This is a genomic window from Vibrio sp. BS-M-Sm-2, from assembly GCF_041504345.1.
GTDB lineage: Bacteria > Pseudomonadota > Gammaproteobacteria > Enterobacterales > Vibrionaceae > Vibrio > Vibrio satsumensis.
In genome coordinates this window covers 200,180-225,263 of sequence record NZ_CP167894.1, presented here as the reverse complement: position 1 = coordinate 225,263, position 25,084 = coordinate 200,180, and the positions used below count along the sequence as shown (strand labels likewise).

Below are 25,084 nucleotides of genomic sequence, written 5' to 3'. Positions count from 1 at the left end.
TATGAAGATTTTAAGCCTAGAATTTGAAAACCTGAACTCTTTGAAAGGGCGTTGGAAGCTCGATTTTACTCAATCGCCGTTCGCAGAAAACGGCCTGTTTGCTATTACGGGTCCAACAGGTGCGGGTAAGACCACAATTCTGGATGCGATTTGTTTAGCGCTATTCCACCGCACGCCTCGTTTGAAAAGCATAGCGAAGGGCAATAACGAGCTGATGACTCGCGGTACGGGTGAGTGTTTCGCCGAGCTTGAATTTGAAGTGCAGGGCAAAACGTACCGTTCTAACTTCCATCAAAAGCGAGCGCGCGGAAAACACGATGGCGCATTACAGACGCCAACGTGTGAATTTGCCGATGCTGATACCGACAAAGTCTTAGAGACCATGTTGACCAAGAAAACCAAGTTGGTGGAGCAGGTAACAGGTTTAGACTTTTCACGTTTCACTAAATCCATCATGTTGTCTCAGGGTGAGTTTGCGGCCTTCTTAAATGCCAATGCTAACGACCGTGCAGAGCTACTTGAAGAGCTGACTGGAACCGAAGTTTATAGCCTGATCTCTGAGCGTATATACGATCATTTTAAGTCAAGTGAAGAGTCACTTAACCACCTGAAAGCGAAAGCCGAAGGTGTAAGTTTATTGTCTGATGAGCAGATTCAAGAGCTGACAACAGAGCGTGACACGTTAGAAACTGAACAGAAACGTTTAGCCGAGCAGTTAAAAGAGTGGCAAGCGCATCTAAGCTGGTGGAAAGACGTGACTAAAGCTGAGCAAACTATTGCTACCAGTGAGCACGATCTCAAAACAGCTCAAGATGAACTAGACCGTAATCAACCTTCACTAGAGCGTTTGGCAAACAGCGAACCGGCTGAGAAATTGCGACCGCTGCACAAAGACCTAAAACGCTGCGAGCATGAGCTCAATCTTACGCAAATTAACCTAGATAACAGTACTAAGTTGCTTGCAGTACGCGAGGCCGAGAAGTTAGATGCCCAAACTAAGCTGGCTCAAAGTAGCGAAGCGGTTGAAAACGTTAAAGCCGAGCAACAAGATCAAGAGAAGATCATTGAACAAGTCCGCCCACTCGACAATCAAATGTCGGTACTTAAAGACAAGAAAGCTTCGGCGGTTAACGCCGCGAATACGCTGAATGAACAACACGCGCAGCAGCGTAATCAACAGGTCGTTTTGGTCCAAAAACTAGATGCACTGAAGCAACAAGATCAACTTAGCACTGAGTACCTAAATACGCATCAAGCTGACCAACATCTGGAAAAATACCTAGGTCAGTGGCAAGCAAAGGTAGAGCAAGTTCGTACTCTAGAGCGTCAGCATGCAGAACAGTTGAACTCAGCGAAGCAAGCTTTGTCAGCGGTTGATGCACAGCAAACGATCATCAAATCTGCGCAAGAAGCTAAAGCAACGCAAGATAAAACTTTAGCTGAATTGGTTGTGCTAGAGAGTAGTGCAAAGCAACAGTGGGAAGCATTGCAAGGCAACACCAGCGAACAAGTGTTGAATTCGCAAAAAGATATATTGGAGTTTTGGAATCGCCATACGCACTCATTACTTGAGATCAATCGTGTTTTCCTAAATGCCCAGCAACAGCTGCATGCAAAAACGCAGGCACATCAAACTAACACTCAGTTGGTCGACAAGCTTTCGAAAGAACGTGAAGTGTTGGTGGAGCGATATAAAGAGAAAGAGACTTCGCTTGAGCGATTAACACGTTTGATTGATCAAGAAGGCGAGTTGGCGAAATACCGTGCAGCTCTAGAATCAGGCTCTGAGTGCCCACTGTGTGGTTCAACAGACCATTCGATTGAGCAGTCGCAAGATATTGCAAATTTGGTTGCTCAAAAAGAAACGGAAAACCTAGAGTTAACGGCCATCAAAAAAGAAGGCCAAGAGCATCGTCAGCAGTTAGATTCTCTTGCCCCTATGATTGCGGCACTTAACGATGACATTCAACGTGCGCAAGCGGATATTCAGCAAGCTCAAATAAATTGGCAAGGCGTTGTCGACAAACTTCAACAGAGCTTATCGGATTTCGTTGGCACGGTTCCAGAACTAGCGATACTAACGATTAACGATTTAGGCAATGAAGCTACGGTTGCGACCTTTGCTCAGCAGTGTGAACTTCAACTGAATCAGAGATCGCAGCAACTCAAAGCGTTGGCTAATGCTAAAACGCACTATGCCGAAGCTGAGAAACAACGCTTATCGGTGAGTGTTATGGCTGACAAAGCGCAATCTAACCTTGAGTTGGCCGAGCAACGCTTAGCGGATCTGAATAAGCAAAATCACAGCACTAACGAGCAAGTGGCTCAGATAGCTCAAGCGAAAGAGCAGCAATGGAGCTCTTTGAAAGAGAATATTGTTCAAACGGCTATCGAAGCGCCTGAGCTGGAATATATCGATGATTGGTTTACTGCGAAATTGCAAGCATCAAGCACATGGCAGCAAACTAAACAGCAACAGGCCGATATTGAGAAGCAACTAATCACTCAACACGCCGAATTGAAAACCTTAGATGACAAGCTAAACAGTGTTGAGAAAGAGCTCGCGACACTGACGCAAGAGAGCGAGTCTCTAGTGTCAGAACTGACTCGTATTGGTGCTGAAAGGGCAGAGTTGTTTGGTGACAAAGACATTCAAGCCACCAGCAATGCGATCAAGCAAAAAGTTACTGAAGCGGTAAATGCATGTGATGCCTCGCAGTTAGTGCTTAACCGTTGCGAACTTGAACATCGAACCGAGCAAACCAAACACATTAGCTTCTCTGAAGAGTTGACTAGCAAGCAGTCAAGTTACACACAAGCGTCGAATGCCTGGTTAGAAGCGCTGAAAACGAGCCCATTCGAAGATGAAGCTAATTTTGAAGCAGCGTTGTTAGACGAAGAGGTTAGAACTCAACTTCAAAGCCTCAAGAAGTCTTTAGACGAAGCGGTTGTCAGTGCGCAAGCTAGGTTGAATACAGCTAAAGCGACGCAAGTGGAACTACAAAACCACGCAAATGCTAAAGCATGGCAAGAGCAAGACCAACAGCAAGTTGAACTTGCGACAACTGAATGCCAAAACGCGCAACAAAGCCATGCGACAAAGATCGGCGCGATTTCTGCCAATCTTGAAACGGATAACCAGAACCGCAGCAACCAGCAAGATCTGTTCAAGCAAATAGACGAGCAACAGGTCGACTTTGATGATATTTCACGCCTGAATTCACTTATTGGTTCTAAGAACGGCGACAAATTCCGTAAGTTTGCCCAAGGTCTAACGCTGGAAAATTTGGTGTACCTTGCGAACAAGCAGCTGCAGCGTTTGCATGGTCGTTACGAACTAAAACGTAAAGCCGATGATGGCTTAGAACTGCAAGTGCTGGACACATGGCAGGGCGATGTGATGCGTGATACTAAAACGTTATCAGGTGGTGAAAGCTTCTTGGTTAGCTTGGCGTTGGCATTAGCGCTTTCTGATCTTGTGAGTTACAAAACCAGTATTGATTCTTTGTTCTTGGATGAAGGTTTCGGCACGCTTGATAGCGACACATTGGACATTGCCCTAAACGCGCTCGATAACTTGAATGCTTCAGGCAAGATGATTGGCGTCATTAGTCACGTTGAAGCACTGAAAGAGCGAGTGCCTGTTCAGCTTAAAGTAACAAAACACTCTGGCTTAGGTGTGAGTGAGATGGAGAAGCAGTACAAGGTTGTTGCTTAGTCTTGATATAGATGCGGATAAACAGCCCCTGACTCAGTCGTGTTTCCTTCTCGAGGATGACGGAGTTTCGGGGCTGTTATCAATCACTCCTCGTCAAAAAGGAAACGGCCATGCACAAGAAGCCTCATTTACCAACTAAGACATGTCCTATTTGCCAAAAGTCTTTCTCATGGCGTAAAAAGTGGCAACGTTGTTGGGATGACGTGATTTACTGTTCTGAACGTTGCCGTCGTCATAAGACAACTTTGGCGTAATTTCTGTTCGTTTTTACAACACGTTAATAGTTTCGTCATTCATTTCTTAAGTTAATATTTCTATCTGTAAGACAACTAATGTATAAAGGCGGCATGAAGATACCTAAAAGAATACAGCCCTTAGTTGACGATGGTTTAGTCGACGAGGTGACAAGCCAATTAATGAGTGGCAAAGAAGCATCAGTGTACATTGTGCGCTGCGGCGATACGATCCGCTGTGCCAAGGTATATAAGGAAATAAGCCAGCGCAGCTTCAAAAAAGCGACCGCGTATCGTGAAGGCCGAAAAGTCCGAAATAGTCGCCGTGCTCGAGCGATGGAAAAAGGCTCTGGCTTTGGTCGTGAGCAACAAGAAAAGGTTTGGCAAAGCGCTGAAGTGGATGCCTTGTATAAACTGGCAGAAGCGGGCGTTCGTGTACCTGTGCCTTATGGTTGCTTTGATGGCGTACTGCTTATGGAGCTGGTTACTGATGACGAAGGCTATGTAGCACCACGTTTGAACGATGTCGTGATGTCGGCAGAGCAAGCGATCGAAGATCACGCAGTGATGATGACCTATGTGGTTAAAATGCTGTGTGTTGGTTTGATCCATGGTGACTTGTCTGAGTTCAACGTATTGGTCGATGAGTACGGTCCGGTGATCATAGATTTACCTCAAGCGGTTGATGCTTCGGCGAACAACAATGCCGAGTGGATGCTGGCTCGTGATATCAATAATATCCGTGATTATTACGCTCAGTTTGCTCCTGAATTGGCGAAAACCGAGTATGCCAAGGAAATGTGGGCGCTTTACGAGAAAGGCGACTTAAAGCCCGATAGCAAACTAACGGGTGAGTTTACAGAAAGCGACGATTTGGCCGACATCAATGCAATCATGCAAGAGATTGACGCTGCGCGAGTTGAAGAACAACACCGACGCGAGCGAGCTAAAGAAGAAAAAGAAGGCGTCGACGACAGCAAGTTCAACTGGGCTGAGTAATCGTGATGATCAGTTTTGATCGTTAGCTAAATAGCAGCCATACGTCTTAAATAACTGATGCCTTCTTTCTAAAAAATAACCCAATAGAGCACCGCTCTGTTGGGTTTTCTTTTTTATCACTCATCAAATTTTACCATTCATCAAAGCAAGCGATTGGCATTCCTCACTACCAACTCAACTGCTCGCCATCGTACGCGTAGAAGTGCCCACTTTTATCGGGTGTCGCAGTGCGAATGATATCGACCAATTGATGGGCGACGTAGTTCGACTCAAACAACTTACCTTCAGGGACATTGGTCTGAAAAGGCTTCGACAGAGCCGTATCTGTTGTACCTGGGTGTAGCGCTAACACCGTGCCTTTCTTAATGGTGCGTTGCCATTCGATCGACATGGTTTTGATGAACATGTTGAGGGCTGCTTTCGATGAGCGATAGCTATACCAGCCGCCTAATCGGTTATCTGAAATACTCCCCACCTTTGCGGAAACCACGGCAAACTTTGGGTTGTCGCTCGTTTTAAGAATCGGCGTGAAGTGTTTTGCCAATAATAAGCTGGGCAGAGTATTCACCGAGATGTTTTTTAGGAAAAACTCAGGGTCAATGGACGCAAGGTTCTTTTCCGGACCAAGCTCTGGAGTGTGAAGCATACCCACGCAGTTTATCAACCAATCAAGTTGTTCAAACTCAGAACTCAAACACTTGATATCAGCTTCGTTGGTGGCGTCGACTTTGTGCCAGTTCAAGCGAGTGTTTTCAAGTTCCGGCTGTTGAGAGTGGTAAGTCGCGTCTACATGCACATCAAGAAAATCAAACCGAGACAGCTCAGATAATAGGTGTTTAACCACAGCGAAACCGATGCCGCCACTCCCACCGACCACCAAAATGTGTAATCTGAGTTGCTCAACCATTATAAATTCTCCAAGTTTGTGATTCGTTGTTCTGCGATCTCGAGTATCGCTTGTTGGTCTTGTTCATTCATGTTGTCCCAAGAGCGATATAACATGCCCATGCGTGGGTTACGGTTTAACGCATCGCGGTGCTGGTTCATAAAGCGCCAGTACAAGCTATTGAAAGGGCAAGATTGCTCTCCGCTGCGTTCTTTTATCTTGTAGTGACAGCCTTTGCAGTAGTCGCTCATGCGGTTGATGTAAGAACCGCTGGCAGAGTATGGTTTGGTTCCGACGATCCCGCCATCCGCAAACAGTGCCATACCTCGCGTATTTGGCATTTCAACCCACTCAATCGCGTCGACGTAAATACCAAGGTACCAACTGTCTACTTGGTCAGGGTCGATGCCTGTGATTAAGCAGAAGTTGCCAGTGATCATTAACCTTTGGATGTGGTGCGCGTAAGCAAACTCAAGAGACTGGTCAATCGCATGCTTCATGCAGTTCATCTTGGTCTGTCCGTCCCAAAAGTAATGGGGCAAGTTGTTGTTTGCTGAATAATGGTTTTTGTTGGCGTAAGTAGGCATGTTCGCCCAATAGACGGCGCGTATGTACTCTCGCCAACCCAATATTTGACGAACGAACCCTTCGACCTGTGCGATATCGATAGTGGTAGCGCCTTGCTTTGAAGAGGCGTGATAAGCGGAGAGTGTCGCATCAATGACTTCTCTAGGGCTGAGCAGTTTGCTATTTAGTGAGAACGAAATGCGACTGTGATACAGGCTCCACTTAGAGTCGTGTTCTGTAGTCATCGCATCTTGAAACTGCCCAAATAACGGTAAACAGACTTGGCAGAAATGAGCGAGCAGAGACAAGCTTTGTGCTCGGTTCACCGGCCATAGTAACTTGTTACCGACTTGACCAATGGTTTGCACTTGGTGGCGTTCTATTCGCTGCAAAATGTCTGTTATGTCATTGGTAAACATCAGAGGTTGAGGCAGGATTTCAATGTCTTGTTTCTTGAGTTTCTTTCGATTGCTCGCATCGTAATTCCATTTGCCGCCAACTGGCTTTCCGTCTTCTAGCAAAATGTCGAAGCGCTTTCTCATTCGGCGATAGAAGTGTTCCATCATGATGTGTTTGTCTTTCGGAAACTGTTGTTCTATCTCTTCGAATGGAAAGAGGAAGTGTTCCGTATCACAACAACCTTTAGTCGCATTAGTGAGCTTTAGCTTGTTCATCTGCTCTAAAAGGCGATATTCATCTGGCCTTTGATATTCGAATTTTTCTGCGCTGCATTCGTGTACATAATGCTTTAGGAGTGCATCTAGGTTTTCAAATTGCGTAGTATCGTCAAGAGTAAGGTGGAGTACTTGATGACCTTGTTGTGTCAGTTCGTCAGCGAAGTAACCCATCGCACAGAAAAAAGCTGCCACCTTTTGGATGTGCGATGTAACGTAGTCAGTCTCTTGCTCAAGTTCAGCGATGATATAAATGACCTCGTCATCAACCTGTTGAAACCAAGAGTGCTGGATATTGAGTTGGTCACCTAAAATTAGGCGTACAGTTTTGTATTTCATATTACGTCCTGATATCGAATTGACGCTGAAGCCTCGTCTTCTCGGTGCCATTTTTTGATAAATGTATGTTCCGGGTCATACATCTCTGTCTGCTTAACGAGATCGAAATGGCGGGATTTAGATTGTGATTGATGGGTTACACTTTGTTTGTTGGCGTTCTGGGGAGCCTGTGGATTCAACGCTCCAGCGATATAAGCCCAATTACCCCAATTCGACGCCACATCGTAATCGATGAGTTGGCTTTCGAAATAAGCAGCACCGTGGCGCCAATCAATATCTAGCTCATGAATCAAGCAACTCGCGACCAGCTGTCTGCCTCTGTTAGACATATAACCCGTTGCGTTAAGCTGGCGCATGCAGGCATCAACGATGGGATAATTGGTGTTGCCGCTTTTCCATTTGGCGAAGCTTGATCCCGCAGTGGTATCGAGCAATTGTTCATTGGACAGATCACTAGATTCTCGACCAAACAGTGACGTCCCCAGCGTTAAACACTTCCAGTAGAAATATTCACGCCACAACAACTCAAAATAAATCCAGTAGGTAGAATCGTTCGCGCCACGATGCGCTTCGAATTGCTTTAAGTGGCGGTAAATGGTTTTTGGCGAAACACACCCTAATGCTAGCCATGGCGAAAACTTAGTTGAGTTCTCTATGCCATCTAATGCGTTTCGCGTCTGTTTGTAGGTTCCAGCATAGTCATGTGAAAAGTAGTTTTCTAAGTGGGTTAACGCTGCCGTTTCGCCGCCTACATAGTCGCCTGTTATTGAATCATCCAATTCAAGTATCGGCTCTCTATAAGAGTCAGTCGCGGTTTGAGGTAATGGTGGCAGGTACGTTATCACGCTCTCTTTTATCTCAATCTCTAGCCGTTCAACTTGAAGGCGGAACTTAGTGAACGAACGAGGTAGCTTGGCAAGTTCGAAGGGGAACATATCACTCTCAAACAGAGTAGTGTGATGCTGCTGAGAGATGAGTAAATCAGGGCACTGCGTTAGCGTATCCTTTACTAGCTCTCGCTCGTCATGGGCACAATGTGAACTGACAAAAACGTGTGTCACGTGCTGAGTTTTGATGATTTGAACTAAGTTCTCATTAGTATTTTGGTCTAACACAAAAAGGCGCTGTCCAAGACGCGCCAAACTCAAGGCTAAATCATCTATAGCTTGCTTAATGAAAAGGTGACGATGCGCTCCGATTTCCTGTTCTTGTGAAAGTCGAACAGAATAAGTAGAAAGCTTTGGTTCAATGGCGACGCATAGTAGATCATCGACGAGCTGCGACGCCCGATGAAGTAGTGTGTTGTCGTTGATTCTTAAGTCATTTGTAAAAAGATAGAGACCAATCTTTTTCATGCTTACACTCGTGAATTGTTAATTATTAGACGCTTACGAGTTGATAGGTTGACAAGATCACAAATGGATACTCTGAGTGGGCAATAGCAGGGATAAGGGGGTATCAAGCCAACCAATAATACCGATAGAGGTTGGCAATGCATGATGATTTTAGGAATCGAGCTGCAGCAGCTATTCCATAGGAACAACGAGAATATCGATAGGAGACGTATCGATGATTTGTTTAGAATGGGATATGAGCTTATGCCAGAAATCATGGTGATGACCACATAGCAATAGGTCGATGCCGTTTGCTTCGATGACATTTTTGAGCTTATCGTTCAAATCGCCGGTACCCACGAAAATGTGTTTGATTGGGTGTTTAGCGTAGGCCTCAAACTCTTTCAAATGCTTAACGGCATCTTCATTGATGGGTAAATCACCGTCATTTCCTTGAATATCAACGAGTTCAGGATAAATCTCCCCATGCGTTCCATCGATATAAACAAATGAAATGCCAGCCTCCAGTTTATCAGCGAAGAAGGTCGCTCTATCAATGAGAATCTTGGTGTCGTCAGACAATTCAAGTGCGACCAGAATATGTCGGTAATCCATAATTAAAGCCTCTTGTTGTGAGTTATGTAATAAGCATAGTTTGTGTTAACACAAATGATATCGAAGAGATCTCATATTGCGTAAAATCATCATTCAATGTTCTTCTAAGGATCATCGTATTTATATCGCTTTGATTGATAAGAAATTTACAAAAGGTTGATATAGTTGTTGAAGCGTTAGCTTATGCTTTTAGATAGGCTTGATAGTTCAATGCGCCAATAACGAAGAGGCATCAATGACAGCACTACTAACCATTCCCACTCGAACATTAGGTTTTGACTACGATATTGAGATCCTAGATTGGTCTCAAAAGCTCGTCGGCTTTCATGTGTTCGAAGATGGTAGACGACCGCTTGATGGGGGGATTGGACTTAGCCTAAACCTCGTTGAGCAGTTTGATGTGAATGGTCGTTGGCTAGATTCGTTGCCTGCTCGTTATCGTGAAATCACCGATGACTTTCCTGAATATCAATACCAAATGTTGTGGTTAGCTGCGAACACTTACGAAGCTGCACAGCTACTTGAACTAAGGCCTGTTATTTTGGCTCTTATCTGCATGAAATACAGCGTCGACAACAAGAAAGCATTGGCACTAAGTCGCTTAGGGCAGAAGAAGATCCTTGCCAAGTTGGGCTTAGACAGCAGCAAAGCGACACTCAAATTCATCGACAAGCTAGAATTGCATTACAATGTTGGTGATGAGCTTGACCACATTGTTCGTATTCTCGAACCGTTGCAAAGACGAGTTCTTAAATTCAAGCATTACTCAAAAGTTGGATACACAGCCCTGCGTTTGGACCAAGTTCATCCATTTCTAACCGGCAGTCGATTAGGAATTGCAATGGTGGAAGAGGGCAGACTTAATGCACCGTCGAAGATGGCGATGTTCCAAGATGCGATATTGCTAGGGCAAGATTTGGAGATGGATGACCCACTGCGAGCCATTACCAGTCAGAACTCTTTTGCTATGTTTGAACAACTCCATGATCGCTGGACGGAGCAACGACAATTACGTCGTTTGGAGGGGAATCGCCCAATGGATAAAGACATCCCTTATCCAGTTCCTTTACTCGGTAATGGCAACATTCACCCGCTCACGGATTATTACGACCTTGAACACGAAGGCATAGAGCAGAAGCACTGTATTGGCGTGTATCACAACCGAATCATGAGCGATCGTTATGTGGTGTTCCGCATGCTTAAACCTCAGCGTTTAACCATAGGTTTACGCCGCGTTCCGAGCAAAGTATTTCCGTTTGAAATTGATCAAATCTGCGGAAAGCGAAATGCTCCGCCATCGGAGTCCGCTCGCCAAGTTATTCATGATTGGTTAGAAGCGAGTAAGCAAAAGTATCCTAAGCAATAGCCATGAAGTAGAAGGAATACAGGATGTTTCAACAAGGTGATCTTTGCCCGCATTGTGGTTTGATTATTGTCATGCCAACGGATTTGCAAGCGGAGTGCTTAGGCTGTGGCGAAGAAATCAATGAAGACCCAGCAGACAGTTACGAAGAAGAAGAGTAGCTTTATCTACACTGATATAAACCAAGGCTAGGTTGGTCAGTCGTCGATATCGAATTAGAACCGAACCATAAAGTGATGAGTATTGAGCTTAATCGATAAGCTCGGAATAAAAGCCTGATATTAGGTTATCTGCCGTTCGAGTAATGAAGCTCTCCCTTTCATCCATAACGCATAAAACTGTTAAATTTTCGTTGAAACTCATGCCGATATCGCCTTTAAATCAAACAACTAGCTGTTGATTAGACCTATCAATACGATTTATTGCAGCAGTTGTTGAGCACAAAGCCTATATTGACTAGAATGACGCACTTTTTTTATTTACGTACATACAGGTAATGAACATGAGCGATACTAATTCAAGACCAGCTTTACCAGATCATCTTGCAGGTAACCCACGCAGCCCACACCACGTTGCTGAGTGTTTCGAATACCCAATCGGCATTCGTCTAAATGGTAAAGAGCGTACTGATGTTGAAGAATACTGCATCAGCGAAGGTTGGGTTAAGATCCCTTCTCCAAAAGCGCTAGATCGTTTTGGTCAGCCAATGCTTATTACTCTAAAAGGCACTGTAGAAGCTTTTTACATCGACGCATAATCACTTCGTGTGGCTAGTTAATACTTCATGTAATTAGCTAATGTTTGTCTAATCAGTCAACATTAAGTGACCAAGTGTTATTACCTAAAAGGGTCTAGAGAAATCTAGACCCTTTTTGTTTTTCAAATCCATTGGGTTATTACCTTTACCAAGCGATACCTGCACCAATTGAGAACTCCAAGTCTTCACCTTCTGCTTTATCGAAACCTGCGGTCACAACAAAGCCACTGTCCATAATGTAGGTTGCATCTAAGCCACCAACTTGTTTGGTTGAGCTATCAGAGAACTCGCGGCTATCTAAAGTTACGTCCGTATGGGTACGCTTAATCCCGTAACCTGGTGTGATGTACAAGTTTTCGGTGATTCCAATAGGGGCGTGAAACTGATATTCGGTGTCGCGTTGTTTGTATTCGTACGAGTCTTCATCTTCGTTATAAGCTGATCGGGTAAACTCAATGCCATAACCTAAGCTGCCCGGGCCGCGATATTTGATGTAAGAAGCAGACCAATCTCTCCACCCACGTTCAGCCGATAGACCAAATGTAATAGCAGTTTCTTCTTGGTTTTGTTCATAGGCTTGTGCGTTAGACATAGTGAACAGCAAGGCAGCGGCTAATGTCAGAAGAGGAAGCTTTTTGATGGTCATTGGATCTCTCGCTTATGTATATAAAATATTGGCGAATTCAAAGTATTGAACGCCAGTAGATTAGTAACCTAGTCCGGATCTTCCTTGAGCTTTTAATTAGTGTGTTATTTGTAGATGTTTTTGAACGGCATCCTCTTGGATTAGAGGATGCCTATTTGATATGGGAATGGTGAAAAGCGTTACTTCAAAGTACGTAGCTTGTTAACCTGCATTTTTGTTCGCACTTTGGTGACCTCTGCTTGCGAAGGTAAATTTTCTTTAACTTTGTTCTTAATATCTGCGACAGGGATGAAGTTCCACTGGCCGTCGTGATACTTAACCACAAAGGTCTCACGGTCCATCTCTTCACGGAACACCCAAACACCATCGTCGAGACGCTTAAAGTCACCAACTACATTGCCGTTGGTACCTCGAACCGTCCAAAAGGTGTAATCATCATCGGCATAAGTGATGGAATCTTTTTGGCCAGAGATCACCTTGTCACCAGAGCTGATTTCCACATTGCCTTCACGAATGATGATTTCACCAACTCGCTTGTCATTTACGTAGATGCTGTACAGAGTTTCGTGATCATCAGAACGTTCTTTAACGCTTGAGACATGTGCATCGCTGTCGTCTCGGTTAAAGAAAGGAATGTCTCCCAACTCAGGGATATGAATAAAACCTAAATCAGCTTCATCAATTCTGTCGGCAATATTTTTTGGGTTGCCGTACGTTGGGTCTGCGTTGTCATAACCATTATCACCGTCAAAAGATGGGTCGCCGTTACCAAAATCTGGATCGATATTTTCGAAACCATAGTCGCCATCAAATTGAGGTTGTGCTGGTCTAGAATCACCACTAGATGAACAGCCTGCTAAAACCGCAGTAAGAATGAGTGCGATAAATGATTTGTTCATGATATTTCCTATCGTTTATTGAATTCGTAAGATGCTCACTGACTAACCTCACTACTAGGTGACGGGTTCACGTCTTGTGTATAGACATTGCTGCATCGCTTGAGATGTACAATAAACAACTTTGGTAATTCGATAAATAAACGGAAAGAAATACAAAACATCACCACTGGCTATATATTACTGGTCATATGCATTGCTGGTGGCGATGTCCAACCCATAAGTTCATATTAATTTGGGTGTAAAGAGGTTGGTTGCATTTACAATTATTTAACTTAATTGCATGTCCTCATTTTAATAGTTCGATATTCGCTCACTCGAAAGATAGTTTTCTGTACAAGCGCACTCTTCCTGAAGGGCAACACAAACAAAAATATGAAGCGTAGTCTAATTAAATGAAACTAATATGCTGTATTTAAAGTTATTTTTTGTTAATGACTACCTCTATCACAGAAATTAATCCTGAAGCACATACAATTCCCTTGATTTCGAATGAGCGCTAAATTTTTTCGTTCGAGCATTTTAATTCTTCCTTCGCCCAATAATTATGAGGTTCCTATGTTTGGAATATTCAAACCTATGGCGCATATCGATCGCTTGTCATCAGATAAGATCGATAGCACCTACACACGACTACGATGGCAGCTGTTTCTCGGCATCTTCGTTGGCTATGCGGGGTACTACTTAGTCCGAAAAAACTTTAGTTTGGCGATGCCTTATCTCATTGAACAAGGTTTTAGCCGCGGAGAACTAGGGGTTGCATTAGCGGCGGTTTCTATCGCTTACGGCTTATCTAAGTTCTTAATGGGCAGTGTTTCTGACCGTTCTAACCCTCGTTATTTCCTCAGCGGTGGCTTGTTAATGTCGGCGCTAGTGATGTTCTGCTTTGGCTTTATGCCATGGGCTACAGGCAGCATTACTGCGATGTTTATTCTGTTGTTCTTGAATGGTTGGTTCCAAGGTATGGGCTGGCCGGCTTGCGGACGAACCATGGTGCACTGGTGGTCACGTAAAGAGCGTGGCGAGATAGTGTCAGTATGGAACGTTGCTCACAACGTGGGCGGTGGATTAATTGGTCCAATGTTCCTGTTGGGTCTATGGGCTTTCAATGACGATTGGCGAACCGCTTTTTATGTTCCTGCATTTTTTGCCACTCTCGTTGCTATTTTTGTTTGGTTCACAGTAAGAGATACGCCTCAGTCTTGTGGTCTACCTCCAATTGAAGAGCACAAAAATGACTACCCAGATGATTACGACAAGTCTCACGAAACTGAGATGACAGCAAAAGAGATCTTCTTTAAGTATGTCTTTAATAACAAGCTGTTGTGGTCAATCGCTATCGCAAACGCGTTCGTTTACCTGATTCGTTATGGTGTACTTGATTGGGCTCCTGTTTATCTAAAAGAAGCGAAAGACTTCTCTGTAGATAAATCATCTTGGGCTTACTTCTTATACGAGTGGGCAGGTATTCCGGGCACGCTATTGTGTGGTTGGATCTCAGATAAGTTATTCAAAGGTCGCCGTGCGCCTGCAGGTATCTTGTTCATGGTGCTAGTGACTATCGCAGTATTGGTTTACTGGTTTAACCCAGCAGGTAACCCAACGATTGATATGTTGGCTCTAATTGCGATTGGTTTCTTAATTTACGGCCCTGTAATGCTAATCGGCCTTTACGCACTTGAGCTTGCTCCTAAGAAAGCTGCGGGTACAGCGGCTGGCCTAACCGGTCTATTCGGTTACTTAGGTGGTGCAGTTGCAGCAAACGCAGTACTTGGCTTCATGGTTGACCATTATGGATGGGATGGTGGTTTCACTATCTTGGTTGGCGCTTGTGTCGCTTCAATCATCTGTTTGGTATACGCATTTATTGGTGAGCGTAAGCACCATAAAGAGAAAAGCCTCGAACGTGAAAAAGAAGCGCTAACTCAATAGTGTATTCACAAAACCACATCGACTAATAAACGACAGAGGCAGGTATATCCTGCTTCTGTTTTATCAAGGGAAACAATAATGAAAACAACATCACTGTCTCTGACCTTATTAGCACTAAGCTTATCTGCACAAGCGTTCGCTGAGCCTTTAGTGATTGCTCATCGCGGTGCTTCTGGTTATTTACCTGAACACACATTACCCGCCAAAGCGCTGGCTTATGCGATGAAACCCGATTACATCGAACAAGATGTCGTAATGACCAAAGACGACCAATTGGTGGTTTTGCATGATCACTATCTAGATCGAGTAACCGATGTTGCAGACCGCTTTCCAACACGCGCTCGTGCAGATGGCCGCTATTACGCGATTGACTTTACGCTTGCTGAGATCAAATCCCTGAAAGTGACCGAAGGCTTTAACCTAGATGAACAAGGTAACAGAGTGGCAGGGTACCCAACACGCTTCCCAATGTGGCAGTCTGATTTCCGTGTCGCTACCTTTGCAGAAGAAATCGAACTGATCCAAGGGTTAAATAAGACCTTAGGTTATGACGTAGGTATCTATCCTGAAATTAAAGCACCTTGGTTCCATCGCCATGAAGGCAAAGACATATCTAAAGCGGTACTAGCCACATTACAGCAATATGGTTACCTATCGAAAGATGACAAAGTGTATTTACAGTGTTTCGATGCTAATGAACTTCAGCGCATAAATGATGAACTCATGCCGGCGATGGAGATGGATCTTAAGCTCGTTCAGTTGATGGCCTATACAGACTGGAACGAAACCATGACTTACAAGGGCGATAAAGCAACGCCATACAGTTATGACTGGATGTTTGAAACGGGTGGTATGGAAAAAGTTGCGACTTATGCGGAAGGAGTAGGCCCTTGGAAGCCAATGCTGGTGGACGATGCATCGACCAAAGATAACATCATCATTAAACCATTAATGAAATCTGCCAAAGATGCAGGCTTAGATGTTCATCCGTACACGTTCCGCGCTGATCCAGGCCGAATTCCAGGTTATGTCGATAACTTCGATGGCATGTTGGATGTGTTTTATAACCAAGTGAAAGTCGACGGGGTGTTTACTGATTTCCCAGACAAAGCAGTCGACTTCTTAAACCGTTAATTGGTTAATCCACAATAAAATACAAAGAGTTAAAAGCACTGCTTGAAGGTGTTTTTAGCTCTTTTTTTGATCTAACAATCCTGCATTAAATCTACACTCTTAGTACACACTTTAATCGTTACTTGATTTACACCGTTTACACTCCTTGATAGGTTACGCGCAATGCAGTCAGGTGCTCAATATGTAGCGCTTCTGGCTGAAACGAATATTGAAAATGGACACATCATGGAAGAAAGAAGCAAAGCTTATCTCGATAGCTACCTCAACACATTACCAGCGGACGTTGCTTCGCAATACACCTCTTTTAGTTCCGACTATTACTGTGCTGACGAATACAACGCCAACCTATGTGCCCAGTTAATTCTCAAAGGTGAAAAACGGGCATCTTGCAGCCTTGAATATTGGTACAGCCATGAAGGAGAAGTTATGTCTGTCGTGGGACATTTGCAAGTCGTCACCGATTGGGATGGCAAACCAGTTTGCCTTGTCGAGGTAACCTCGGTGTCGCTGTGCAAATACAACGAAGTGACCGCTGAGTTTGCTGCCGCAGAAGGCGAGGGTGATAAAACACTAGAATGGTGGAGAGATGCGCACTGGAACTTCTTCTCACGTGAATGTGAAGAGCTCAAAATTGCGCCAACTGAAGACATGTTACTCGTACTTGAGCGCTTCAAAGTGGTTTATCAATAGTGAAGTCACCGTGAGTGTCATATTGAATCTCGAGACATGGCACTTTGGCTATCTTTGACTAAAGCAAGATAGCTAGACGCCGAACCGCAATTGTCCTTGCCAAACGTCACGGCGACCCCGCATTTAGGCTACGTTGAACAAAATAGCTACGAACTCTACTTTGATATCGCTTTCGACAACATTCTGTCCTATCAAAGGGACGGCATATCGAGCTAGAATCTGCCCAAAGAAAAAAGGTAGAGAAAGTATGAGCTTAACAATCAGACAAGTAACAGTAGATGATGCTCAGGGGATTATCGATGTATTAAACCCAATCATCACCGAAGGGCGTCATACCATCTTAGATCAGACGTTTACGTTGGATGAAGAGAAAGGTTTTATTGAGTCGTTTCCTGAACGTGGCGTGTTCAGTGTTGCTGTTAATCAAACGACTAATCAATTACTTGGTTTTCAAAACGTAGAGCCGTTTGCCTCTTATACAAAAGCTTTTGATCATGTGGGTATTATTGGAACATATGTTGATGCCAATAGCCGTGGGCAGGGCGTTGCAAAACAGTTGTTTGATTACACATTCAAAGCGGCAGAAGCCAAAGGTTATGAAAAGCTGTTCGCCTATGTACGAGCAGACAACGAGCGTGCTTTAGCGGTTTATCTTAAGCAAGGTTTTGAAATCGTCGGAACGGCTAAGAAACACGGTAAGATTGGCGATCAGTACTTTGACGAAATCCTTATCGAGAAATTTTTATAGGATCACTTAAACGCTAGGTAACTCATCGTATGCAGGAGGCAAGATGAAAAAGCTAATCGAATTAACAGAAATAGTCTTATTCGACTGGGGCAATACGCTGATGGTTGATTTCCCAGACGCACAAGGGAAGATGTGTGACTGGGAAACCGTACAAGAAGTGAGTGGTGCTCGTGCATTATTAGCGGAATTGTCGAAAACTCATGAAGTTTATGTTGCCACCAACGCAGGCGACTCCAGTAAAGAGGACATCATTCGAGCCTTTGAGCGTGCTGGCCTGTCTCAATATATTTTGGGTTACTTTTGTAAGTCGAGCATTGGCTTTTCTAAGTTCGAGTCAGGGTTCTATCCTGCCATCATTTCCAAACTCGGTGTTGCACCACAAGATATCACCATGGTAGGTGACACTTTAGAGAAAGACATTTACCCAGCACTTGAAGTGGGTTTGCAAGCGGTGTGGTTGAACGCGGAAGGAGTTGAGCTCAAGTCCGAGAATCCGAATGTCGTACAAGTTCAAAGCCTAAGCGAACTGTTGGAGAAGCGCGATTAACTCTCTGATATTAAGCCCAGATAAAGTGCTTGTTCGTTTTGACGCCAACCTCTCACCTCTTTGTTATTTAATCCTCTAAGCTAACTCTAGTTTCTACTATGAGGGCTAGGTTATGAGTATCGAACGTCACGGAATATCGGTTGGAATTGAACGTGTTAGCGGTGAAACCATCGTTGTGTTTAAAGCGAAAGGCAAACTCACACACGATGACTATCAAGCAATGATGCCAATTCTAAATACCACGCTAGAAGAACTCGATTCATCTAAACTCAAGATGCTGGTCGACATCTCCACCTTAACGGGTTGGGAGTTACGTGCTGCTTGGGATGATTTCAAACTGGGATTAGAGCTCAATTCGAAGATAGACAAAATCGCGATTTATGGTGATAAAAGCTGGCAAGAATTGGCTTCAAAAGTAGGGAGCTGGTTTGTGTCTGGTGAGATTAAGTCATTCGAAGACCACGACTCTGCGCTTAAGTGGTTAGTCGATTGATTCTATCTACGAACAACTAGAAAGCAATCCGTAAACAACGCCAATGACAGTTGACGAGCATTGTCTCAACTGTCATTTTTCGTTTTGGCGATGATATTTCCAATTCGATTCAATAGAGTATATTCATTCCAGCGTGTAACATACTCAGGCTTTGTTTGGTCGTGAGTAATAGTGTGGCCAGATTCAGTAATAACGAGAACTAAAACAGAAATAAGGTCTAACGACATGAATAAGGTAATTGATAAGCTCGCTTGGATATTCATTAAAGATGGCAAGTTGTTGATGGTGAGATCAAAAGGCAAAGAACTGTTCTATCTACCGGGTGGTAAACGTGAAGCTGGCGAAAGTGATGAGCAAGCACTGGTTCGCGAAATCAAAGAAGAGATCTCAGTCGATTTAGTGCCGGATTCAATCAAATACGTTGAGACGTTCACTGGCCAAGCTGATGGTAAAGCGGAAGGCGTATCGGTGCAATTGACTTGCTACCTTGCTGATTATACTGGAGAACTGTCTCCGGATGCTGAAATCGAAGAACTTAAGTTTGTTGATGGTAACGACAGAGCGGTATGCTCATTGGCAGCACTGGTTGCGCTTGATTGGTTAGAAGCGAACCAGTATTTGGCCTAAGGTTTTAGCTACTATTAGCTAATGCTGAAGAGTGAACTTCAAAAGCTCATCGCTTATGAATAGCTTGAAGGGCGACTGTCTTTCATCAACAGGTCGAGTTTCCTTTGAGCTTTCTTCGTGTCTTGCAAGTCCACCACTTCAATCATTTCACATTCATCTCGTACCATCTCATTAATCAGGCTTGGATAGTGTCGGCAATCTTCTGGTCGATCTAAGTAAATGCTACATGTGTACTTGGCTTGAGCCTTGGTATCTTTTGTCGGAACCAGCTCTAGAAAAGGGCATCGAGTTAAACGTTCGCCAGTTTCTGGGTCAAACCATATCTCGCTTCCGCGAACATATTCAAAGATGTCGGGGTTGAACAGCTCCCACAAATCGATCTCTTCTTGAGTCGCGGCAAGGTCACCATCTCCGTATTTGATACAGCATTTTCCACATTGATTACAATCTTTCATTATCGACTTCATAAGTTGGTGATCTTTTACCATTTTACCACTGTTGGGCATGGCACGTTGACTTTGTTGTTCATGGTTAAGTTATTACGGGGCGGGAACTTGGAGGAATTGCGGCGACTAAAATCCATTTATCTATGCACCACCACTCCAATCGAACCTGTAAATGGTGATACAATTTGTGCCTCTCACGTTATTCAAACAAAGGCGTCAAAATGAGAACCGTATATACCACCGAAGGCAACATCAACGCAAAGAAACAAAAAGAGGCTTACCCAAAGCTCGCTTTATGTGACAAGTGCGTTGGTGATTATGTGGTTATCGAACAAGGTGAACGAACGTACAAGCCTTGTGCTAAATGTGGTGCCGACGATTAATGCGCCTGGATAAATACCTATGTAAAAGCACTGACCTAACCAAGTCTGAAGCGATTGAACGCATACAAAATGGTGAGGTCGACGTAAACCGCGAGACGGTTACCGATGAATCGACTCAGGTTCATGAAAGCAACACCATCTTGTTAAATGGCACTCCGCTTAAGTTGCGAGAATTTCGATACCTCTTAATGCACAAGCCTGCGGGTACTATCTGCTCTAATATCGATGAAGTTTATCCTTCATTGTTCAACTACATCGAGATAGACAAAGCATCAGAACTGCACATCGCAGGGCGCTTAGATGCAGACACTACAGGCTTAGTTTTGATTACCGATGATGGGCGATGGTCATTCAATATCACGCTGCCAACCAAGTCATGTAAGAAGGTATACCGCGTGACATTGTCACGAGATATCAAAGATGATGTCGCTGACAAGTTCAAAGCGGGCGTTAAATTGCAAGGCGAACAAAATCTGACGCGTCCGGCAGAGCTTGAAGTGATTACCAGTAAAGAAGTGCTGTTGACCATAACTGAAGGCAAGTTTCATCAAGTGAAACGAATGTTTGCTGCGGTAGGTAACCGAGTTGTTGGCCTACACCGTGAACAGATTGGTGATGTTCGTTTAGATGTTGAAGCAGGCCAGTGGCGTTATTTAACCCAAGCCGAAGTCGACTCATTTCAGCAAGGCTCTGAATAAACGCCGTAACCACTTAAAGCGTTAAGCGTGTCAGCACCAGAACATCAACACTATAACGATGTAAGATGGAAAACCTCAAAGTCTCAGAAATTAAGTCTTTCGTGCCCGCTAAAGACTTCGAACTATCTAAGCGATTTTACCAATCAATTGGCTTTGAAGTGATGTCTGAATTTCACGACATCGCCTATCTGCGACACGGCAGTTGTGCATTCCTTCTACAAAATTTTTATGAACCTGCGCACTGTCACAATTACATGATGCACTTGCTGGTCGAAGACGTAAAAAGTTGGTATCAACACATCCAAAACTCTAATGTAGTGTCGGAATTTGAAGTTACCGTTTCCGAGCGAGTTGAGCAGCCTTGGGGAATGCTTGAGTTTTGTATCACTGACCCAAGTGGTGTGCTATGGCGTGTGGCTGAAAACATCAGGCCGCACTAATTCATCCAACTTGTATTAAGGCCAGTGAAAACTTCAAATTATCCATCTGTTTCTTTATTTATGCCGACATAAGGCAATGATCAAATAGGTTCAAACATGGATATAAAGGCTAAAATGCACAGCCAAGACGTTTACTATTGTGACGACGTTGATCTGGTCGCTGAGCAAACACAATGCTTAGAAGTGCTTTACGATTTCAACCACACTCGCCCGAGTGAAGGTGACAAACGCCAACAAATCATGAAGCAGCTGTTCGCCGAAGTCGGTGAGGGCTGCTACATAGAACCACCGTTACATGCGAACTGGGGGCGTCACACGCACCTAGGCAACAACGTATACGTGAACTTCAACCTCACTCTTGTTGACGACACAGACGTATTCATCGGCGATAACGTGATGATTGCGCCTAACGTGACTATTGCCACTGGCACGCATCCTATCAGCCCGGAACTCAGGCTAAAAGCCGCGCAGTTCAATGTTCCTGTTCGCATCGGCAACAACGTATGGCTTGGTGCGCACACGGTTGTACTTCCTGGCGTCACCATCGGTGAAAACTCAGTAATAGGTGCGGGCAGCATTGTCACTAAAGACATCCCAGCCAATGTAGTAGCAGTCGGTAATCCATGCCGTGTGGTACGCGAAATCAACGAACGCGACCGAGAGTATTATCACAAAGAACGCCGCATTCCAGATGAACTAAAGTAAGCAATTTTGACACGCCTGAAATTAGCTGTGACATAAGCCATTGTTATGCAATGGCTTGAACAATTTGGTAGAGTGACAGTTCAATGAGCATGGAGGTTTTATAATGGGAACTGTAATCGGTCTGGTGATTCTAGCTGCTATAGATTGGTATCTTGTTCGTAAAACAGGGCTTCATATACATAAATGGATCTCTAAAAAGTATGCCGCGTATCTGTCGGAGAAGGGAAACAAAAAATAGCCTTTCTTATTAAGTCATCGGTATAAAAAGCGTTAGCCGCTATTAATTTTACACACATTGCAAAGATTGGAGGACTCATGAAAGGTAAAGGAAAGTGTCTATGTGGCTCGGTTGAGTTGGAAGTAGAATACGCCAGTAATGAATTAGGGGCTTGTCATTGTAGTATGTGTAGAAATTGGTCTGGCGGTCCGATGTTAGTCATTGATTGTGCTGATTCAGTTAAAATATCAGGTGAGTCAAATGTAGTGAGATATAAGTCATCAGATTGGGCGGAAAGAGGCTTCTGCGGCAAATGTGGTACTCATTTGTTCTACTATTTGGTACCAAATAATCAGTACCACCTTCCTATCGGGTTATTGATGTCAGAGGATGACTACAAGCTAACACATCAGATATTCATCGATGAAAAGCCTGAATACTACGAATTTAAAAATGAAACACAAAATATGACTGGTGCGGAAGTATTTGCCCACTTTGAAAGTGGAGAGTAAGCACTGGGCTGTCACTTCATATTGAAACTGAGACGCTAAAGATCTCATTCGATATGGGAAGTGGCGATACGCTTGTAAAAGTGCGCCATTACTGGACGTTGATAGTTCACGATGAATAAACAAAAACTAAAGAACCTCATTCAACAAGTTCCTGAGTTAATTGAAACAGCCAATGTATGTCGTGGAGTGGGGTTGCCAAACTTCTATATTCTATATTGCAGGCGGCGCTATCACTCAAATGATCTGGAATGATATCGAAAACAAACCGCTTCTAGAGCAAGTTAAAGACTTCGATGTAGTCTATTTCAATAATGCCTCAGTCATTACTGAAGATGAGTTCAAAATCCGCATTCGTTAACGGTTAAGTCATTGTGTCGACGTGGACGTAAAGAACCAAGCGACCATTCACGAGCGTTACGCTAAGAAGTTCGGTTGCTTAATTCACCCCTACGATTGTGTTGAACAAGGTATCGAGTCTTGGCTTTCTGCGTTTGCTATCGGGTTTACTCTGGATGATTCAGGAGATATCAAGTTGTTTACACCATACGGTGTAGAGGACGCGTTTGATATGTTGATTAAACCGAATAAGCGAGCAATGACAGAAGTGAACTATAACAAAATGACCGCTGGTTATAAGGCTCGATGGCAGCAAGTCAAAGTGCTCCCTTGGGATTAAACGATAGAGTATTAAGGAGTTTTAAGTGAGTCAGGAAGTAAGAGTAGGTGTCGCTGCGGTTATTCTACGTGAAGGACGAGTGCTACTTGGAGAACGAATTGGTTCTCATGGGGCTCATACTTGGGCAACCCCGGGCGGACACCTTGAATGGGGTGAGAGCATTGAAGAGTGTGCAAAACGCGAAACACTCGAAGAGACTGGCTTAGTTGTTAGTACATTTGAGAAGCTGTCTTTCACCAATGATATTTTTGAGAAAGAGAACAAGCATTATATAACGCTGTTTGTTGTTGCTTCTGACGCTAGCGGCGAACCGCAGATAACAGAACCTGATAAATGCAAGCAATGGAAATGGTTTAAGCTAAATGAGTTACCTGAGCCATTGTTTCTTCCTCTGACGAATCTGTTGAGCGATCCGGCCATCCTTGGGAAGCTAGCTTAGTAAAACAGATTCTTCTCATATCTCTAATTGAATGACTAAAGGATCAATGATGACGTTACGAATAGTTCCAGAGCTTTATTGTTTCGATATTAATGTGAGCAAATACTTCTTTGTCGATGTGTTAGGGTTTGAAGTGAAATATGAGCGCCCAGATGAGGAGTTTGTGTATCTAACGCTTGATGGTGTTGATGTGATGCTTGAAGGGATTGCGGGCAAAAGTCGAAAATGGCTATCGGGTGATCTGGAGTTACCTTTAGGGCGTGGTGTTAACTTTCAATGGGATGTTATCGACATCGAACCTCTTTATCAGAGAGTAAACGAAAGCGGCGCTGATTCTATTTACTTAGCGTTAGAGTCGAAGTCTTATCAATGTGGAGACTCGATCGCGACTCAGAAGCAATTCATTGTTCAAACCCCAGACGGTTATCTCTTTAGGTTCTGCCAAGATATTAGTTAGATATAAGCTGTTAATCCAAAGATAGGAAGTCAATGAAATATAAATTAGATATCGAGCCTTCTGATGACGACATTAATGAAGTCAGAGGTGGATTAATCAAACACAACACACCGTTTCTGGAAGGGATCCCCAAGTCTCAAGCTGCGTACTACGCGATGGAGGAAGGCAACAAAGTCGGTGGCATTATCGCTGACCTTTGGGGAAACTGGTTACGATTAAGTTCCTCTGGGTCGATGATTCGATGAGAGGAAAGCAAGTCGGAAGTGAGCTGCTTGAACGTATTGAAGAGTACGCACAGTCTCAAGGCTGTACGTTGTCACTGGTCGATACATTAAGTTTCCAAGCGAAGCCTTTCTATGAGAAACGAGGGTATGAATGCCAGATGGTGTTAGAAAATTACCCTGTAGATTCCTCGCTATCGTTTCTTACCAAGTCGCTTGTCAAAAAGTAGCAATTAAAGACCCCGTATATACAAGGAGAGTAGAGTGGTAAACATTCGAGTACACTCCAATATCAAAACAATCCTTGGAGTATTTAGAAATGTTGTTTTCTAGTCTGTCTAAACCATTGGTTCATGGCTCTGAGTTATGTTCTGAACTGCTCAACTTCTTGACCAAGCATAAAAGTGATTTCGAAGAAAAGTTAATCCCAGACCTGTCATACATCGATGATATGGCACATGTGGTGAACGGTATTAAAATCAAAGACGTTCTACACATCAATGCGAATCAATACCGACTTCAATATTCGTTTGACTGGGAGCTGTTTCTAGGTTGTTCGGATAGGAACGAAACTGGCGCAGAGAATGGAAGTGTTCTATTCACACTTGAGGACGATAACGTTCTTAATATCAACTTCCCAAACTACGGTTCTCGAGATACTAGCGATGAGCTCTAGTCGGTTTTTGTGCGTG

General features: G+C 43.9%; 28 protein-coding genes and 4 pseudogenes. 25 read left to right on the top strand and 7 right to left on the bottom strand.

All coding sequences use genetic code 11. From position 1 onward, the window contains the following. Position 1 precedes the first annotated feature (1 nt). The 3 genes from AB8613_RS00990 (at position 2) to AB8613_RS00980 (ending at position 4,950) form a co-directional block, all read left to right on the top strand. Entirely contained in the window at positions 2–3,718 is a 3,717-nt protein-coding gene (locus AB8613_RS00990) for an AAA family ATPase (protein ID WP_372384233.1), read from the top strand. A 110-nt stretch (positions 3,719–3,828) separates the two neighbouring features. Beyond that, positions 3,829–3,972 carry a DUF2256 domain-containing protein gene (locus AB8613_RS00985; protein WP_004733920.1) on the top strand — a complete coding sequence of 48 codons (144 nt, stop codon included), beginning with the start codon at positions 3,829–3,831 and terminating at the stop codon, positions 3,970–3,972. A 93-nt stretch (positions 3,973–4,065) separates the two neighbouring features. Further along, positions 4,066–4,950: a PA4780 family RIO1-like protein kinase gene (locus AB8613_RS00980; protein WP_146491489.1), complete on the top strand. Its 885-nt coding sequence runs from the start codon at positions 4,066–4,068 to the stop codon at positions 4,948–4,950. Positions 4,951–5,116: 166 nt separating this feature from the next. On the opposite strand, the gene AB8613_RS00975 is transcribed toward AB8613_RS00980, so the two are convergent. The 4 genes from AB8613_RS00975 to AB8613_RS00960 form a co-directional block, all read right to left on the bottom strand. Beyond that, positions 5,117–5,857 carry an SDR family oxidoreductase gene (locus tag AB8613_RS00975; RefSeq protein WP_372384232.1) on the bottom strand — a complete coding sequence of 247 codons (741 nt, stop codon included), beginning with the start codon at positions 5,855–5,857 and terminating at the stop codon, positions 5,117–5,119. Next, complete coding sequence (locus tag AB8613_RS00970) at positions 5,857–7,416, bottom strand: cryptochrome/photolyase family protein (protein ID WP_372384231.1); 1,560 nt, start codon at positions 7,414–7,416, stop codon at positions 5,857–5,859. The genes AB8613_RS00975 and AB8613_RS00970 overlap by 1 nt, the downstream gene beginning before the upstream one ends. Further along, complete coding sequence (locus tag AB8613_RS00965) at positions 7,413–8,771, bottom strand: DASH family cryptochrome (protein WP_372384230.1); 1,359 nt, start codon at positions 8,769–8,771, stop codon at positions 7,413–7,415. Before AB8613_RS00965 ends, AB8613_RS00970 begins: the two co-directional genes overlap by 4 nt. 171 nt (positions 8,772–8,942) lie before the next feature. Continuing rightward, positions 8,943–9,365 (bottom strand): universal stress protein, encoded by a 423-nt coding sequence (locus tag AB8613_RS00960; protein WP_285954168.1) that lies wholly within the window; start codon positions 9,363–9,365, stop codon positions 8,943–8,945. A 235-nt stretch (positions 9,366–9,600) separates the two neighbouring features. On the opposite strand from AB8613_RS00960, the gene AB8613_RS00955 reads away from it, so the two are divergent. From AB8613_RS00955 to AB8613_RS00945, 3 genes are all read left to right on the top strand, one after another. Continuing rightward, positions 9,601–10,731: a PcfJ domain-containing protein gene (locus AB8613_RS00955; protein ID WP_146491494.1), complete on the top strand. Its 1,131-nt coding sequence runs from the start codon at positions 9,601–9,603 to the stop codon at positions 10,729–10,731. 23 nt (positions 10,732–10,754) lie between these two features. Continuing rightward, positions 10,755–10,889: a hypothetical protein gene (locus AB8613_RS00950; RefSeq protein WP_017107965.1), complete on the top strand. Its 135-nt coding sequence runs from the start codon at positions 10,755–10,757 to the stop codon at positions 10,887–10,889. 341 nt (positions 10,890–11,230) lie between these two features. Continuing rightward, entirely contained in the window at positions 11,231–11,485 is a 255-nt protein-coding gene (locus AB8613_RS00945; protein WP_017059204.1) for a DUF3297 family protein, read from the top strand. Between the two features lie 145 nt (positions 11,486–11,630). On the opposite strand, the gene AB8613_RS00940 is transcribed toward AB8613_RS00945, so the two are convergent. After that, positions 11,631–12,131 carry a hypothetical protein gene (locus AB8613_RS00940; RefSeq protein ID WP_285954169.1) on the bottom strand — a complete coding sequence of 167 codons (501 nt, stop codon included), beginning with the start codon at positions 12,129–12,131 and terminating at the stop codon, positions 11,631–11,633. 179 nt (positions 12,132–12,310) lie between these two features. After that, a complete protein-coding gene (locus AB8613_RS00935) occupies positions 12,311–13,030 on the bottom strand; it encodes a hypothetical protein (RefSeq protein ID WP_372384229.1) in 720 nt (239 codons plus the stop codon). A gap of 555 nt (positions 13,031–13,585) precedes the next feature. Between AB8613_RS00935 and glpT the strand changes: the two genes are divergently transcribed. From glpT to AB8613_RS00895, 8 genes and pseudogenes are all read left to right on the top strand, one after another. Continuing rightward, positions 13,586–14,959, top strand: coding sequence for a glycerol-3-phosphate transporter (gene glpT / locus AB8613_RS00930; RefSeq protein ID WP_372384228.1), 1,374 nt, complete (start codon positions 13,586–13,588; stop codon positions 14,957–14,959). A gap of 78 nt (positions 14,960–15,037) precedes the next feature. Next, positions 15,038–16,093, top strand: a complete 1,056-nt coding sequence (glpQ, locus tag AB8613_RS00925; RefSeq protein ID WP_372384227.1) for a glycerophosphodiester phosphodiesterase — start codon at positions 15,038–15,040, stop codon at positions 16,091–16,093. Between the two features lie 225 nt (positions 16,094–16,318). Next, positions 16,319–16,783, top strand: coding sequence for an ASCH domain-containing protein (locus tag AB8613_RS00920; protein ID WP_372384835.1), 465 nt, complete (start codon positions 16,319–16,321; stop codon positions 16,781–16,783). Between the two features lie 75 nt (positions 16,784–16,858). After that, positions 16,859–16,999: pseudogene (locus AB8613_RS00915) on the top strand (D-2-hydroxyacid dehydrogenase family protein); the annotation flags it as partial. A gap of 31 nt (positions 17,000–17,030) precedes the next feature. Then, positions 17,031–17,531, top strand: a complete 501-nt coding sequence (locus AB8613_RS00910) for an N-acetyltransferase family protein (protein ID WP_372384226.1) — start codon at positions 17,031–17,033, stop codon at positions 17,529–17,531. Positions 17,532–17,574: 43 nt separating this feature from the next. Beyond that, entirely contained in the window at positions 17,575–18,078 is a 504-nt protein-coding gene (locus AB8613_RS00905) for an HAD family hydrolase (RefSeq protein WP_372384225.1), read from the top strand. 112 nt (positions 18,079–18,190) lie between these two features. Beyond that, positions 18,191–18,571 carry an STAS/SEC14 domain-containing protein gene (locus AB8613_RS00900; protein WP_372384224.1) on the top strand — a complete coding sequence of 127 codons (381 nt, stop codon included), beginning with the start codon at positions 18,191–18,193 and terminating at the stop codon, positions 18,569–18,571. Positions 18,572–18,796: 225 nt separating this feature from the next. Beyond that, on the top strand, positions 18,797–19,198 hold the full coding sequence (locus AB8613_RS00895) for an NUDIX domain-containing protein (RefSeq protein WP_017097423.1): 402 nt from the start codon (positions 18,797–18,799) through the stop codon (positions 19,196–19,198). A gap of 53 nt (positions 19,199–19,251) precedes the next feature. On the opposite strand, the gene AB8613_RS00890 is transcribed toward AB8613_RS00895, so the two are convergent. Next, on the bottom strand, positions 19,252–19,653 hold the full coding sequence (locus AB8613_RS00890) for a YkgJ family cysteine cluster protein (RefSeq protein WP_086713326.1): 402 nt from the start codon (positions 19,651–19,653) through the stop codon (positions 19,252–19,254). A 212-nt stretch (positions 19,654–19,865) separates the two neighbouring features. On the opposite strand from AB8613_RS00890, the gene AB8613_RS00885 reads away from it, so the two are divergent. The 11 genes and pseudogenes from AB8613_RS00885 to AB8613_RS00835 all read left to right on the top strand — a co-directional run bounded on the left by AB8613_RS00885 (position 19,866) and on the right by AB8613_RS00835 (position 25,068). Then, entirely contained in the window at positions 19,866–20,027 is a 162-nt protein-coding gene (locus tag AB8613_RS00885) for a hypothetical protein (protein WP_017059212.1), read from the top strand. Then, complete coding sequence (locus AB8613_RS00880; RefSeq protein WP_372384223.1) at positions 20,027–20,725, top strand: pseudouridine synthase; 699 nt, start codon at positions 20,027–20,029, stop codon at positions 20,723–20,725. The genes AB8613_RS00885 and AB8613_RS00880 overlap by 1 nt, the downstream gene beginning before the upstream one ends. A 65-nt stretch (positions 20,726–20,790) precedes the next feature. Continuing rightward, a complete protein-coding gene (locus AB8613_RS00875) occupies positions 20,791–21,165 on the top strand; it encodes a VOC family protein (RefSeq protein ID WP_372384222.1) in 375 nt (124 codons plus the stop codon). Between the two features lie 96 nt (positions 21,166–21,261). After that, positions 21,262–21,870 carry a sugar O-acetyltransferase gene (locus AB8613_RS00870; RefSeq protein WP_146491503.1) on the top strand — a complete coding sequence of 203 codons (609 nt, stop codon included), beginning with the start codon at positions 21,262–21,264 and terminating at the stop codon, positions 21,868–21,870. A 315-nt stretch (positions 21,871–22,185) separates the two neighbouring features. Further along, positions 22,186–22,599 (top strand): GFA family protein, encoded by a 414-nt coding sequence (locus AB8613_RS00865; RefSeq protein ID WP_327783856.1) that lies wholly within the window; start codon positions 22,186–22,188, stop codon positions 22,597–22,599. Then, positions 22,596–22,702 (top strand): annotated as a pseudogene (locus AB8613_RS00860) (MBL fold metallo-hydrolase); the annotation flags it as partial. The gene AB8613_RS00865 and the pseudogene AB8613_RS00860, both read left to right, overlap by 4 nt. An 8-nt stretch (positions 22,703–22,710) precedes the next feature. Then, positions 22,711–23,275: pseudogene (locus AB8613_RS00855) on the top strand (nucleotidyltransferase family protein). 25 nt (positions 23,276–23,300) lie between these two features. Next, a complete protein-coding gene (locus AB8613_RS00850; RefSeq protein ID WP_146491506.1) occupies positions 23,301–23,714 on the top strand; it encodes an NUDIX hydrolase in 414 nt (137 codons plus the stop codon). A gap of 49 nt (positions 23,715–23,763) precedes the next feature. Next, on the top strand, positions 23,764–24,171 hold the full coding sequence (locus AB8613_RS00845) for a VOC family protein (RefSeq protein ID WP_146491507.1): 408 nt from the start codon (positions 23,764–23,766) through the stop codon (positions 24,169–24,171). A 32-nt stretch (positions 24,172–24,203) separates the two neighbouring features. After that, positions 24,204–24,622, top strand: a pseudogene (locus tag AB8613_RS00840) (GNAT family N-acetyltransferase). An 89-nt stretch (positions 24,623–24,711) separates the two neighbouring features. Continuing rightward, complete coding sequence (locus AB8613_RS00835) at positions 24,712–25,068, top strand: hypothetical protein (protein ID WP_327783854.1); 357 nt, start codon at positions 24,712–24,714, stop codon at positions 25,066–25,068. Positions 25,069–25,084: the final 16 nt, after the last annotated feature.